The organism is Virgibacillus sp. CM-4, from assembly GCF_000445495.1.
Taxonomy (GTDB): Bacteria; Bacillota; Bacilli; order Bacillales; family Amphibacillaceae; genus Virgibacillus; species Virgibacillus salexigens.
Genome location: NZ_AUQA01000002.1, coordinates 1,138,349 through 1,152,225, shown reverse-complemented (window position 1 = coordinate 1,152,225; position 13,877 = coordinate 1,138,349). Strand labels below are relative to the sequence as shown.

Here is a 13,877-nt window from a genome sequence, read left to right as displayed (position 1 = left end):
TAATGGCATTACCGCAGCTGAAAGATAGCGATTTCGAACCTCTCCAAATAAATGATGAAGAAGCAGAGAAAATCGCAGGTGAGAGTACTTCCTATTGGAAAGATGCATGGCGTCGATTTAGAAAGAATAAACTTGCTTTATTTGGAATTGTCATGATTGTCCTTTTGGGAATTATGTCGTTTATAGGAGGACCGATATCAGGACATAACTATTTCGATAATGATCTTCTTAATGCGAATAAATCACCATCAGGTGAACATTGGTTTGGTACAGATAATCTTGGTAGAGATATTTTTGCTAGAACTTGGTATGGCGCTAAAATATCATTATTTATTGGATTGATGGCAGCTCTAATTGACTTGGTAATCGGAATTATATGGGGCTCTATTGCTGGGTATTTTGGCGGGAAAGTTGATGAATATATGATGCGAGTAGCAGATGTATTATATGGAGTACCATATTTGCTAGTAGTTATTCTTTTAATGGTTATTTTACCTCAAGGATTATGGACGCTCATTATTGCCATGACAATCACTGGTTGGATCAACATGGCAAGGATTGTACGAGGTCAAGTGATGCAGTTGCGTTCAGAGGAATATGTTATGGCTTCGAGATCCTTAGGGGCAAGTAATACGAGATTATTATTTAAGCATCTTGTCCCAAATACGATGGGGCCAATTCTAGTTACGCTAACATTAACTATTCCAAATGCTATCTTTACAGAAGCATTTCTTAGCTTCTTAGGACTTGGGGTACCAGCACCTTTAGCTAGTTGGGGGACCATGTCATCAGATGCCTTGCAATCACTACAATACTACCCATTCCAGCTTTTCTTCCCAGCCTTTTTTATCTGTTTAACAATGCTGGCATTTAATGTTATTGGTGATGGAATGAGAGACGCATTAGATCCAAAAGAACGTAAGTAAGGGGGAAGATAAAACAATGAGTAAATTATTAGAAGTAAAAGACCTTTCTATAGCTTTTGATACTTACGGTGGAGAAGTACAAGCTGTACGAGGTGTTACCTTTGATTTAGATGAAAAAGAAACACTTGCTATTGTTGGTGAATCAGGATCAGGGAAGAGTGTTACTGCTCAATCGCTAATGAGATTAGTTCCGATGCCTCCAGGGAAATTCGCTGGTGGATCCATCGTGTTTAACGAAGAAGACCTAGTAGAAAAATCGGATAAACAAATGGAAGGCATTCGCGGGAAGGATATCAGCATGATATTCCAGGATCCGATGACATCATTAAATCCAACGATGCCGATAGGCAAACAAATATCCGAAGGTTTAATTAAACATCAAAATATGTCGAAAAAAGCTGCGCATAACCGGGGTATTGAGTTATTGAAACTTGTAGGTATCCCTAATCCAGAGAGAAGAATTGATCAGTATCCACATGAGTATTCCGGTGGTATGAGACAAAGAGCGATGATCGCTATTGCATTGGCTTGTAATCCTAAGATCCTCATTGCTGATGAACCAACAACTGCCTTAGATGTTACCATACAAGCACAGATTCTTGACTTAATGCGTGATGTTCAGGAAGAAACAGGAACTGCCATTATTTTAATCACCCATGATTTAGGAGTAGTTGCGAATGCTGCTAATAGGGTTGCTGTTATGTACGGTGGGAAAATTGTCGAAACAGGTAATGTAAATGAAATTTTTTATAATCCAAAACATCCTTATACGTGGGGACTACTAAGTTCGATGCCAAAAATTGATGGGGATGATGAAGAGCTCTTAGCTATACCTGGTTCACCACCAGATTTAGCCGACCCTCCAAAAGGATGTCCATTTGCGGCAAGGTGTCCATATGCAATGAAGGTGTGTGAAAACCATATGCCAGAATATACCCATTTATCTGAGACACAACAGACAGCATGCTGGTTATTAGATGAGCGTGCTCCAGATGTAGAGGCACCTGAATCTGCAATGGTAGGAGGTACAAAAGTTCATGAATAGTATAGAAGAAAAAGAAAAACTTTTAGAGATTAAGGATTTAAAGAAACATTTTAAATTGAGTAGAAAGCAGACTTTAAAAGCTGTGGATGGCATATCCTTTGATATATATAAGGGAGAAACATTTGGGTTGGTTGGAGAATCTGGTTGTGGAAAGTCTACTGCAGGTAGAACAATTATGCGTCTTTATGAGGCAACAGAAGGTGAAGTTGATTTTAATGGAGACAATGTACATGCGAAGAAGTCCGCAAAAGAATTAAAAAGTTTTAATCGAAATATGCAGATGATCTTTCAAGACCCATATGCTTCCCTTAACCCAAGAATGACGGTTAAAGATATTATTGCTGAAGGAATTGATATTCATGGGTTAGCTTCATCCAAAGATGATAGATTAAATAAAGTACATGCATTGCTAGAAATTGTTGGCTTGAATAAGGAACACGGTAATCGCTATCCTCATGAATTTAGTGGCGGGCAGCGCCAGAGAATTGGAATAGCTAGAGCATTAGCTGTTAGTCCACAATTTATTGTAGCCGATGAACCAATTTCAGCTCTAGATGTTTCCATACAGGCTCAAGTTGTAAATATAATGAAGAGATTGCAAAAAGAACGTGGGTTAACTTACTTGTTTATTGCACATGACCTATCTATGGTTAAGCACATCAGTGATCGAGTAGGTGTCATGTATTTAGGTAAGATGGCGGAAGTTGCAACAAGTGATGACCTCTATGCCGAACCATTACACCCGTATACCCAAGCTTTACTAAGTGCAGTTCCAATCTCTGATCCGGAGGTGGAGCGTACTAGAGAACGTATTATCATTGAAGGCGATGTTCCAAGTCCAGTGAGTCCTCCTAGTGGATGTCGTTTTCGAACAAGATGTCCACATGCCATGGATATATGTGCGAATGTAAGTCCAGAATGGAAGGAACATAAAAAGGATCATTGGGTAGCGTGTCATTTATATAATGAATAAGTATAGTAAATACAAGGGTTATTTTACACCCTTGTATTTTTTGTTCATTAAAAGATATATTTCATTATCTCTACTAATATGTCAATCTCACTTAAATGTAATGAAAAATCAATTAACTCTAGTACTTTTATCACAAAAAGATTACATTTGTAACATAAGTCGGTAGTTTAGTAATTGTTGTAATTGACTCTTAAACCTTCTGTAACTGCATTGCCCTTCCCCCTGTGGTACGATAGGCAATGTCAGAAATTTAAGGAGGGAGTACGAATGAAAAAATTAGTAGCTTCATTCGCAACAGGAATTATCATTGCTGGCACTGCTGCTTCCACTGTATCAGCAGAAGAGTACGAAGTGAAAAAAGGGGATAACCTTTGGGATATTGCCAACGAATACAACACGACTGTTGAAAATCTAGTAGACATAAATGAATTAAAATCAACTATGATTCAACCAAAACAAACATTATTTATAAATGATAAATATAAAGTCCAAGAAGGAGATACATTAACTAGTATTTCAAATGAATATGATGTATCGGTTGATAATCTTAAAGATTGGAACAACTTAGAATCAGATATCATTGTCATTGGTCAGGAATTAACGATCGAAGGAGTTAATGTCTCACAAGATGACAAGCCAGCTGCAAAAGTAGAAAAGAAAGCTAAAGCTGAGGAACCAAAAGCTAAAGCTGAAGAACCAAAAGAAACAGCTAAGAATACACAGAACACTTCTTCAAAAGAACCAAAAGAAGAGAATCCAGAGGGGAAAACAATTTCAGTAGAAGCTACTGCTTATACTGCTGATTGTGAAGGTTGCTCTGGAGTTACTTCAACAGGCGTGGATTTAAATAAGAATCCAGATGCAAAAGTAATTGCTGTTGATCCAAATGTCATCCCGCTAGGGTCAAAAGTACATGTTGAGGGATATGGTTATGCTACTGCTGCTGATATCGGCAGTGCAATTAAAGGAAATAAAATTGACGTTCATGTTCAATCAGAAGAAGAAGCAACGAACTGGGGCGTTAAATCAGTTGATGTAACAATTGTGGAATAACTGAATAAACATGATAAAAGATAGTTGAAGAGAATGGAACGAGAGATCTTTTCTCTCGTTCCATTATATATTTGAACAACTATATAACATCTTCATGAAAACATTGAATCATAAGATGGAATACATATACATATTTAATTGAAACATTTATTAACATGATAATTAAGTGGTTGATCATGTTGTTTTAGTATGTGTTGAAAGGTATTAAGAATTGACTTTTATCGAATTTGGGTTTTCGTCTACAATTTCATTCGAATCGTCATTCATTTCGACATATCCGAAAATTCCGAAAGTAATAATAAGCATAGCGAAAATGGCGACAAGCACTTTCTTCATTTTTTATTCCTCCATCTCTTATTGCTATCCTCAGTATATTAGAAATTTCTTTCAATAACCATAGTTTTTGGTGACATTTTTCAAGGGAAATCTTACAAATTCGTAAGTTCTTCTCCAAAATATGACAATCAAAGCGATCTTCTCTTATTAAACATTTCTAATGCTTTATGTTAAACTAAAAAAGGATTGAACGTTTATATATGTTATAACAATGAAGGGTTTATTTTCTCATGATACAAAACTTGCATATAGTAGAAGGAGGACGTACGAAAATGACGAGTAAAGCACTAGATTCTTTGTTAAATAAAAATATTGCTGACTTAAAAGAACGTGGTTTATATAATGAGATTGATCCAGTCCAAGGGCCTAATGGGCCAGAAATTAATATTGGTGGAAAAACATTGGTAAACCTTTCTTCCAATAACTATCTTGGACTTGCTACAGATGAGCGCTTAAAAGAAGTTGCTAAGCAAGCAGTCGATTCTCATGGAGTAGGGGCTGGAGCAGTTCGAACCATTAATGGGACTTTAGATCTGCATCTAGAGTTAGAGAAAAGACTTGCTGAATTTAAAGATACAGAAGCTGTAATTTCCTATCAATCTGGTTTTAATTGTAATATGGCAGCTATTTCGGCTGTCATGGATAAGCATGATGCTATTCTATCGGATGAATTAAACCATGCTTCCATAATTGACGGATGCCGTCTATCGAAAGCGAAGATTATCCGTTTTAATCACTCCGATATGGAGGATTTACGAACAAAAGCAAAAGAAGCGGTTGAATCTGGTCAATATAATAAAATTATGATTATTACAGATGGTGTATTTTCAATGGATGGGGATATTGCTAAGCTTCCTGAAATTGTAGAAATCGCAGAGGAATTTGATCTAATCACGTACGTTGATGATGCACATGGATCTGGTGTGCTTGGGAAGGGCGCAGGAACCGTTAAACATTTTGGTTTGCAAGACAAAGTTGACTTTCAGATGGGAACGTTATCGAAAGCGATTGGAGTTATTGGAGGTTATGTAGCAGGTAAGGCTAACCTTATCGATTGGTTAAAAGTGCGATCACGCCCATTCTTATTCTCAACAGCGGTATCACCAGCGGATGCAGTTGCAAGTACGAAAGCAGTAGAAATCCTAATGGAAAGCACGGAGCTAAATGAAAAACTATGGGAAAATGCGAATTACTTAAAAGCAGGATTGAAAAATCTAGGTTTTGATATTGGCGATAGTGAAACACCAATTACTCCATGTGTAATTGGAGATGAAAATGCCACCCAAGCGTTCAGTAAACGGTTAAATGAAGAGGGTGTTTATGCAAAGTCAATCGTATTTCCTACAGTACCAAGGGGAACAGGCCGAGTTCGCAATATGCCAAGTGCCGCTCATACAAAAGAAATGTTAGATAAGGCGCTTGATGTATATGAAAAAGTTGGAAAAGAATTGGGTGTAATTTAAACACAACTTTAGAAATTTGTATGTTGAATGAGAGAGGAATATTGAGAAATGAAGAAAATATTAGTTACAGGAGCTTTAGGACAAATTGGTTCAGAGCTTGTTGTGAAATTAAGAGAGATTTACGGGGTTAATCAGGTAATCGGAACAGATATCCGAGAAGCAGATGGGATCATTGCTGAAGGACCATTTGAAGTGGTCGATGTAACAGACGCAAGCCAGCTATATCAAGTAGCTAATAAATATGATGTCGACACAATCATGCATTTAGCAGCATTATTATCTGCCAAAGCAGAAGAAAATCCAAAATTGGCTTGGCATATTAATATGGGAGGATTAGTGAATGCATTAGAAGTAGCTCGTGAATTGAACTTGCAATTCTTTACACCTAGTTCCATAGGTGCATTTGGTCCTTCTACGCCGAAAGATCATACGCCGCAGGATACGCTACAACGCCCGACGACGATGTATGGAGTGAACAAAGTCTCAGGTGAATTATTATCTGATTACTACTACCATCGTTTTGGTGTGGATACACGTGGTGTTCGTTATCCAGGATTAATATCTCATGTAACCTTACCTGGTGGAGGTACCACCGATTATGCTGTAGAAATCTATTATGAAGCGATCAAAAAGAAAGCATATACTTCTTGTATTGCTTCAGGTACGTATATGGATATGATGTATATGCCAGATGCTCTAAATGCAATTATTCAATTGATGGAAGCAGACCCAAACCGATTAAAGCATCGAAATGCTTTTAATATTTCTGCTATTTCAGCGGCACCAGAGGATTTTGCGAAGGCTATCCAGAAACATATTCCTGAATTTAAGCTGGATTTTCAAGTAGATCCGTTTAAACAAAAAATTGCGGATAGCTGGCCAAATAGTATTGACTCCTCAGCAGCTGCAGAGGAATGGGATTTTAAAGCTACGTATGATATTGATAAAATGACAGCCGAGATGCTAGAAAAAGTGAGTCATAAATTTGTAAAGTAATATAGGAGAGGGTGCCAAAGGAGCACCCTCTTTTTTTAAGTTAAAAAGTATTCACAAGAGGGCAGAGAGCTAGTGGGTGTTTAGCAGAGGAATATACCTTTATCTCATGCTTATACTTAACCTCCAAGCACAAGGCAGAGCATTTGTGTGTTGTTGGATACGCGCTTTGGGCGATTCCACATGAGTTTACAGCAGAAAGCGGCTCCTCATAAGAGGGTCCTACTTGTTTTCTAAACATATTTTGTCACGAACACAAATATACTGGATATAAATCAGGAGGAGGTTTCTCCATTGGATAAGAAACACACCCCTTTGTTATTAGGTCTCGTAGCTATTGTCTCAGCCTTTATCCCAGTTTTTCCAAAAGTATTAACCCTCATTGGCTGTCTAGCTGGGATCATCGGTACCTATCTTTCTACCAAATTACCTCACCAAATGACCACAGTTAGATATCAAAAACTATCCAAGTTAATTTGTTATATTGGTACAGCTATTGCTGCAATTATGTTTCTCTATACATGGGTAATGAAGTAAGAAAAGACCCGCGTCATCATCACGGATTGACACGGGTCTTTGTTATTACAGAGGGTAAATAATCCCTTTTGCAGAAGTTATTTGCTATGTTAATTAGCTAGCATACATCGTTGCTATTTTGTCTTGTAATTCTTTATCCTGCACGTATTCATCATAACTCATTTCTTTATCAATTATTCCGTTAGGGGTGATCTCAATCAGCCGGTTTGCAATACTTTGAATGAATTGATGATCGTGTGACGTAAATAGTATGGAGCCGTTAAATTTAATTAAACCATTATTTAGTGATTGAATCGATTCTAAATCAAGGTGATTTGTCGGCTCATCTAATAGAAGAACATTTGCATTGCTCAACATCATTTTAGATAGCATACAGCGGACTTTCTCTCCACCTGATAATACATTTGCTTTTTTCAATGCTTGATCACCGGAGAAAAGCATTCTACCGAGAAATCCACGTAGAAATGTTTCTGTTTCATCTTCAGGTGAATATTGGCGTAACCAATCAACTAGAGATAGGTCGCTATTTTCGAAATAAGCAGCATTATCTTTAGGGAAGTACGATTGAGACGTAGTCACGCCCCATTTATATGTTCCCGCATCAGGTTCCATTTCTCCCATTAAGATTTTAAATAAGGTTGTTTTGGCAATATCATCTTTGCCAACAAGGGCAATCTTATCATCTTTATTCATGATAAAGCTGACATTATCAAGTACTTTTTCGCCATTAATGGTTTTAGTTAATCCTTCCACTCGTAATAAATCATTTCCGATTTCACGCCCAGGTGTAAAAGAGATATATGGATACTTTCTAGATGAAGGTTTGATATCATCCAGTGTGATATTGTCCAGTAATTTCTTCCTGGAAGTTGCTTGCTTTGACTTAGAAGCATTGGCGCTGAAACGTGCGATGAAAGACTGTAATTCCTTTATTTTTTCCTCTTTCTTTTTATTTGCTTCTTGAGCCATTTTATTTGCTAATTGACTTGATTCATACCAGAAATCATAATTTCCGATATAAATTTCAATTTTTCCATAATCTACATCTGCAATATGGGTACATACTTTATTTAAGAAATGTCGGTCGTGAGATACAACAATCACGGTATTTTCAAAATGAATAAGGAATTCTTCCAACCATTGAATAGCGTGTATATCTAACCCGTTAGTAGGCTCATCTAGTAGTAAAATATCGGGATTACCGAATAACGCTTGTGCAAGTAATACTTTTACTTTTTGATCTGCTGATAGTTCAGCCATTTGCTTATCGTGTAAAGATTCTGGAATTCCTAGCCCTTTCAAAAGTACAGCAGCATCAGACTCGGCTTCCCAACCATTCATTTCCGCAAATTCTCCTTCTAGTTCTGCAGCACGCATACCATCCTCTTCAGAGAAGTCGCCTTTCATATAAATTGCGTCTTTTTCTTGTTTGACAGCATATAGTTTTTCATGACCCATCAGAACTGTCTCAAGCACTTGGTTTTCTTCATAAGCAAAGTGATCTTGTTTTAACACAGCAAGCCTTTCTCCGGGGGAAAGGGATACATTACCAGTCTGTGGTTCAATTTCACCAGATAATATCTTTAAAAAGGTTGATTTTCCAGCTCCGTTAGCTCCAATTAATCCGTAACAGTTGCCGGGTGTGAATTTTAAATTTACATCTTCAAACAACTTTTTATCGCCATATCGTAAACTAACATTAGATACATTAATCATGCTTGTTAATTTCCTCCAATAAAATAAATGTAATCATGGTTAGCTTACGTTATTTAAAGGTTTTCGTCAATCTTTACATATTAATTTAGCTGTCATTGCGATTTCATTTTACATCAGGCAGCATCTATCTATACAGGACTAGGTATATTATCACAAGAAATAAAAAAAGAACTTGTATAATTAGCAATTATTTGTAATAGTAGAATAGATAAGGGGATTACCTAAAATGCTTCTTTATCAATTGGGGGGAGGGGGTCTATTGGGAAAGAAAGTGATTTATTTTCTCTTTACAGATACAGGGACAAATTTGTCTAAGGCCATCAACTATTTTACTAAACAATCCTTAAATCATGTATCCATTGGTTTCGATGAAGCATTGACTGAAGTATATAGCTTTGGTCGCAAGCGGCCGAAAAATCCGTTTATAGGTGGTTTTGTAGAAGAGGATATACGAAGTGATTTTTTAAGAGATGCAAATTGTGCGATCTATCGTTTTACCATATCAGAGACAGAATGTGAGAAAATAATCGAAAATATAAAGCTTATAAAAAGCCAAAAACATAAATATAGATATAATTTCATTGGGCTGCTAGGTATCTTATTACAAATTGAAATAAATCGAAAATGTGCGTTGTTTTGTTCACAATTTGTTGCAACAGTATTAAAGGATGTACCATCTTTTAAACCAAATAAGCCGACTTGTTTTGTTACTCCTGCAGATATTAGAGATCATACGGGAATGGAACTAGTGTATGAGGGGCTATTAAAGAACTATCCAGCGGTTGAACAAGTGTCTGAACAAGGTGTGCATAGCATGAAGCAACAGAAGCAATCATTTTTATTTATAATATCATCGAAAGTAAAGCAATTTGTTATTCGTTAAATCCATAAAAAAACTTCGTCATCATAATCATCTCCTGTAAGGGAGATTATGTTTTCAACGATGACGAAGCTTTTTTATTCTTATTATTCAATTCCTAATGTTTGATAGGGTACACGGAATTTAAATGCTAAGTTATTAGCCTCTAAGTCAATGTGCTCAACCGCAACTTGGAAGTTACTTTTTAATTCCATATCCGTTACAGCAACATAAATGGCTTCATCTTCAGGATTAACAGTTACCCATTCGGGCATCGGAAGATATTTATCAATATACTCCATGATTTTCTGGTTAGGTAATTCTAATAAGCCAATTGATATTGATTTTTGCTCAAGAATAATATCTCCATTTTCTTGGACAAATGGTTCCAAATGAACAGATAAAGGAACAGTGGAAGAAAATACAGGCAATTCCCCAATTAAATGTACATCCTCCCCAAGTTCAATCCGGTAATGGTGGTTGGTATCATTTAAAACTTGATCAATATACGCATTCACCAATTCATTTAAGTTTTCTTTCGTTGTACGTACGATAAATTCGGAGCTATCATCTGTCTGCTCATTCGTTTGCTCAGGGTAATCAGCACTGGAAACAGGCCAAAAAATAAGCGCTAATAATACAATAACGATAAAAATATTAAATGAAAGGAGGGCGATAAACCAACGCTTCCATTTTCCTTTTCTCCTCTCGCTTCGCTCAGGCATTTCTATTCATCCTCTTTCTTATCTTCATTCGTTATAAAATCTAAAACACGCTGGGCCATTCGCTTGTATCCTAGATTATTTGGATGGAAATTATCTTCAGCGAATAAATCTTCATTGGTGTTATTAAATAAGTCAATTGTTGGTATAAAGGATACATTTGATTGTTCAGCTGCAATTTTTTCCCCAGTATCATTCCAATTCTTAACGATAAGTCCGAGTTCTTTAATATCTTTGAAATACTTACCAAATGGATTGTAAAACCCTAATAAATAAATTTCAGTTCGAGGGTTTATATCATGTATCTTAGCAAAGATATTTCGTAATCGTTGCTCGTAATCTGCCCGTTCTTTTACAAAATCTTCTAGTTTTAGATTCGTAATATTATCCTTTAGCACTTGCATAATATCATTTGCACCAATCGTAATTAGTACAATATTCGAATCTTTTATTGAGGAAACGATATCTGGGTTATCCAATCGTTTTAATAATTGATCGGAACGATTACCTCGAATGCCATAATTATCAATTGACACAAGCTCCTCATCCTGATTTATTGCACGATCTAGTACGCCAAGATAACCACCTGTTTGCGTTGTGTCACCAACGCCCTGTGTCAGAGAATCTCCAATAGCTGTGATATGTGTTTTATTTGAAAAATAATTGATCGTTTCCTCTACTGCATTTACTACCATTTCGGAAAAGTGCTGCTGGTCTTCGTTTATCGTTTCTTTATTTGTCTGTTCATCATTCTGTAAGGAGGTATCCGGTTGTTTCTGGTGCTCATCTTCTTTTTCTTCAGGTATAGTAACATGATCAAGCTTTGCTTTAGATTGACTGGTTACGATAAAAATAAGCGTAATACCTAGAAGAAGCAAACAGATCGCTCCTAAATAATACACATTTTTCTTCATGTTTACCCACACCTATGCTGTTATGATATTCGTGTATTTCTAAAATTGTCTCTGCTATTAATATATTCGAAAGTATTTCCTATATATATGTAGATCATAACTTGATCTATGAAAAAGGAAGATGATCCTAACAAATATATCTCTTGATTCCCTGTTTTCTGTATCACAAAAAATAAAGATCGCCTTCTGGTATAAGGCGATCGGTAAGGGAAGGTTATTTATAATTTTTCCAAATCAATAGAAAAGTAAACCTGATTTCTTAAATTGAAATCGAATTGTTAAGTTCCTGTGCTTCCATGCTTTTGGGATTTCATTTGATCATACTTGAATGGCCTCTGATTGACTGTTCGGATTTCGAATTGCTTCTAGTTCATTGAATGGGTTTTTATTCGTGACGACTGCAATTCCGGCAGCAATTGCGTATTCTAATATTTCATCCTTTTTACTTGGGTGTTCAATCCACAGAATTTTCCCTTGTTTATTGATAAATTGTTCTAGCACATCAGATGGAAGATCACTGGTCAAAAACCAAACAGCATCTATGTCGGGTGCTTTGGTTAAGTCAGTATAAGTAGAAAATTCTAATGAATGAGATGAGCCAATCCCAATTAATTCAAAACCAAGCGATTGTAACTGTTTTATTTGATTTAACTTCTCTTGATTAGCTTGCTCCAATCCATACACCGCAATTGTCTTTTTGCGTATGTCACCATCTGTTCGTTCAAACGGGGAAGATAATAACCAATTTATTGCATCTGCCTCCTTAGTGACAAGGCTTGCTTCTTGACCAGTGGCTGTGGCGATTGCCTGATCTAAAGTAGCGAGTAAATCATGAATCGACTCTAAACCAATGGATAATCGGATCGTCTCTTCTGTGACACCACTATCCTTTAATTCTTCAGCAGTTAACTGTTGATGGGTAGTTGATGCAGGGTGGATTATTAATGATTTTGCATCCCCTACATTAGCTACATGAGACCACAATTCAATGGAATCAATCAGTTTTCTTCCAGCTTCCCGCCCACCTTTGATACCAAAGGTAATAATTGATCCGGCTCCCTCGCTAAAATATTTTTTCGTCAATCTATAGGAAGGGTGTTTTTCTAATCCCGGATAATTTACCCATTCAATGGAAGGGTGGTCTTCTAAAAAAGCTGCAATCTCTTTCGCATTCTTATTGTGCTGACTAATCCGCAAATGTAATGTTTCTAATCCTTGTAGCAATAAAAATGCGTTCTGCGGACTAATGCACGCCCCTATATCGCGTAGTAATTGCACTCTTAACTTGGTTGCGAATGCAGCGGGACCAACATCAACAAACTTAAGTCCATTGTAGCTTTCATCTGGTTCGATGAAACCAGGGAATTTTGAGTTATTCCAATTAAACCTCCCGCCATCAACAACTACACCACCAATTGCGGTTCCGTGACCTCCAATCCACTTCGTTGCAGAGTGAACTACAACATCTGCACCCCAAGCTAAGGGTTTAGCAATATATGGTGCAAACGTATTATCAATGATTAATGGAATATCATTTGCATGTGCAATTCCGGCCACTTCTTCTATATCAAACACCTGTAAGCTTGGATTGGTAATGATTTCTCCAAATACAGCCTTTGTCCTTTCTGTAATGGCAGCTTCAACTTCAGATTTATTTGTGCCATCAACAAATTTTACGGTTATGCCATATCGAGGAAGCGTATTTGCAAATAAGTTATAGGTCCCTCCATAAAGATTACTATCTGCTACAATTTCGTCACCTGCACTAGCAACATTAAGTATTGCAAAGGTAATGGCTGCCATCCCGGAAGCAGTGGCTACAGCTGCGACACCATCTTCAAGTGCTGCAATTCGCTGTTCGAATGCATCTACAGTGGGGTTTCCTATTCGTGTATAGATGTTACCAGGTTCTGTTAAACCAAACAGGTTTTGCGCATGTTCGGTATCTCGGAACACATAAGAAGTTGTTTGATAGATTGGTACTGCTCTAGAACCAGTGCTAGGGTCAGGCACCTGCCCGCCATGCAATAATATTGTTTCTGGATTTTGTTGATTAAATTTTACCATGTAATAATCCTCCTTGAAATTTGGGTCTGGAGGAAGAGGAAGAATGAAAAAGCCCTCTTCTTAAGAAGAGGGCTTGGGTTTATCCGTTCCTCCTCTTATCTTCCAGATCACAGATTTGATCTGTAGGATTTAGCACCGAAAGAGTAATCTTTTGAATCACTTCCAGGTTGCCGGGCTTCACAGGGCCTATTCCCTCCACCACTCTTGATAAGAGATGTTTTATTAGTAAATTACTGAATATTATATAAGCATTCGCTTCTACTTGTCAACTCG

Annotated in this window: 13 protein-coding genes and 1 riboswitch; of the genes, 8 read left to right on the top strand and 5 right to left on the bottom strand. The window is 36.9% G+C overall.

Going from position 1 to position 13,877, the window contains the following annotated elements; all coding sequences use genetic code 11:
* Positions 1-2: 2 nt before the first annotated feature.
* The 4 genes from M948_RS28900 (at position 3) to M948_RS28885 (ending at position 3,997) form a co-directional block, all read left to right on the top strand.
* Complete coding sequence (locus M948_RS28900; RefSeq protein WP_021289921.1) at positions 3-926, top strand: ABC transporter permease; 924 nt, start codon at positions 3-5, stop codon at positions 924-926.
* Between the two features lie 16 nt (positions 927-942).
* Positions 943-1,971, top strand: a complete 1,029-nt coding sequence (locus M948_RS28895) for an ABC transporter ATP-binding protein (protein ID WP_021289920.1) — start codon at positions 943-945, stop codon at positions 1,969-1,971.
* Complete coding sequence (locus M948_RS28890) at positions 1,964-2,944, top strand: ABC transporter ATP-binding protein (protein ID WP_021289919.1); 981 nt, start codon at positions 1,964-1,966, stop codon at positions 2,942-2,944. Before M948_RS28895 ends, M948_RS28890 begins: the two co-directional genes overlap by 8 nt.
* 267 nt (positions 2,945-3,211) lie before the next feature.
* On the top strand, positions 3,212-3,997 hold the full coding sequence (locus tag M948_RS28885) for a 3D domain-containing protein (RefSeq protein ID WP_021289918.1): 786 nt from the start codon (positions 3,212-3,214) through the stop codon (positions 3,995-3,997).
* A 204-nt stretch (positions 3,998-4,201) separates the two neighbouring features.
* On the opposite strand, the gene M948_RS43825 is transcribed toward M948_RS28885, so the two are convergent.
* On the bottom strand, positions 4,202-4,333 hold the full coding sequence (locus tag M948_RS43825) for a hypothetical protein (RefSeq protein ID WP_021289917.1): 132 nt from the start codon (positions 4,331-4,333) through the stop codon (positions 4,202-4,204).
* 272 nt (positions 4,334-4,605) lie between these two features.
* On the opposite strand from M948_RS43825, the gene M948_RS28880 reads away from it, so the two are divergent.
* The 3 genes from M948_RS28880 (at position 4,606) to M948_RS28870 (ending at position 7,326) form a co-directional block, all read left to right on the top strand.
* Complete coding sequence (locus M948_RS28880) at positions 4,606-5,796, top strand: glycine C-acetyltransferase (RefSeq protein ID WP_021289916.1); 1,191 nt, start codon at positions 4,606-4,608, stop codon at positions 5,794-5,796.
* A gap of 48 nt (positions 5,797-5,844) precedes the next feature.
* Positions 5,845-6,792, top strand: coding sequence for an NAD-dependent epimerase/dehydratase family protein (locus M948_RS28875; RefSeq protein ID WP_021289915.1), 948 nt, complete (start codon positions 5,845-5,847; stop codon positions 6,790-6,792).
* A gap of 291 nt (positions 6,793-7,083) precedes the next feature.
* Positions 7,084-7,326 (top strand): hypothetical protein, encoded by a 243-nt coding sequence (locus M948_RS28870; RefSeq protein ID WP_021289914.1) that lies wholly within the window; start codon positions 7,084-7,086, stop codon positions 7,324-7,326.
* Between the two features lie 93 nt (positions 7,327-7,419).
* On the opposite strand, the gene M948_RS28865 is transcribed toward M948_RS28870, so the two are convergent.
* Positions 7,420-9,042, bottom strand: coding sequence for an ABC-F family ATP-binding cassette domain-containing protein (locus tag M948_RS28865; RefSeq protein ID WP_021289913.1), 1,623 nt, complete (start codon positions 9,040-9,042; stop codon positions 7,420-7,422).
* Positions 9,043-9,301: 259 nt separating this feature from the next.
* On the opposite strand from M948_RS28865, the gene M948_RS28860 reads away from it, so the two are divergent.
* Positions 9,302-9,925, top strand: a complete 624-nt coding sequence (locus M948_RS28860) for a hypothetical protein (RefSeq protein WP_021289912.1) — start codon at positions 9,302-9,304, stop codon at positions 9,923-9,925.
* An 83-nt stretch (positions 9,926-10,008) separates the two neighbouring features.
* Here M948_RS28860 and M948_RS28855 read toward each other — a convergent pair whose 3' ends face one another.
* The 3 genes from M948_RS28855 to M948_RS28845 all read right to left on the bottom strand — a co-directional run bounded on the left by M948_RS28855 (position 10,009) and on the right by M948_RS28845 (position 13,604).
* A complete protein-coding gene (locus tag M948_RS28855) occupies positions 10,009-10,626 on the bottom strand; it encodes a YpmS family protein (protein WP_021289911.1) in 618 nt (205 codons plus the stop codon).
* Between the two features lie 2 nt (positions 10,627-10,628).
* The gene (locus M948_RS28850; protein ID WP_021289910.1) at positions 10,629-11,537 is read right to left on the bottom strand and encodes an SGNH/GDSL hydrolase family protein; all 909 of its coding nucleotides are present in this window, start codon (positions 11,535-11,537) and stop codon (positions 10,629-10,631) included.
* A gap of 318 nt (positions 11,538-11,855) precedes the next feature.
* A complete protein-coding gene (locus M948_RS28845) occupies positions 11,856-13,604 on the bottom strand; it encodes a PLP-dependent aspartate aminotransferase family protein (protein WP_021289909.1) in 1,749 nt (582 codons plus the stop codon).
* 92 nt (positions 13,605-13,696) lie between these two features.
* A riboswitch (SAM riboswitch) is annotated at positions 13,697-13,818 on the bottom strand.
* Positions 13,819-13,877: the final 59 nt, after the last annotated feature.

Coding starts and splice junctions, on each gene's coding strand:
- M948_RS28900 (WP_021289921.1), top strand. CDS start 3: ATGGCATTACCGCAGCTGAAAGATAGCGATTTCGAACCTCTCCAAATA.
- M948_RS28895 (WP_021289920.1), top strand. CDS start 943: ATGAGTAAATTATTAGAAGTAAAAGACCTTTCTATAGCTTTTGATACT.
- M948_RS28890 (WP_021289919.1), top strand. CDS start 1,964: ATGAATAGTATAGAAGAAAAAGAAAAACTTTTAGAGATTAAGGATTTA.
- M948_RS28885 (WP_021289918.1), top strand. CDS start 3,212: ATGAAAAAATTAGTAGCTTCATTCGCAACAGGAATTATCATTGCTGGC.
- M948_RS43825 (WP_021289917.1), bottom strand. CDS start 4,333: ATGAAGAAAGTGCTTGTCGCCATTTTCGCTATGCTTATTATTACTTTC.
- M948_RS28880 (WP_021289916.1), top strand. CDS start 4,606: ATGACGAGTAAAGCACTAGATTCTTTGTTAAATAAAAATATTGCTGAC.
- M948_RS28875 (WP_021289915.1), top strand. CDS start 5,845: ATGAAGAAAATATTAGTTACAGGAGCTTTAGGACAAATTGGTTCAGAG.
- M948_RS28865 (WP_021289913.1), bottom strand. CDS start 9,042: ATGATTAATGTATCTAATGTTAGTTTACGATATGGCGATAAAAAGTTG.
- M948_RS28855 (WP_021289911.1), bottom strand. CDS start 10,626: ATGCCTGAGCGAAGCGAGAGGAGAAAAGGAAAATGGAAGCGTTGGTTT.
- M948_RS28850 (WP_021289910.1), bottom strand. CDS start 11,537: ATGAAGAAAAATGTGTATTATTTAGGAGCGATCTGTTTGCTTCTTCTA.
- M948_RS28845 (WP_021289909.1), bottom strand. CDS start 13,604: ATGGTAAAATTTAATCAACAAAATCCAGAAACAATATTATTGCATGGC.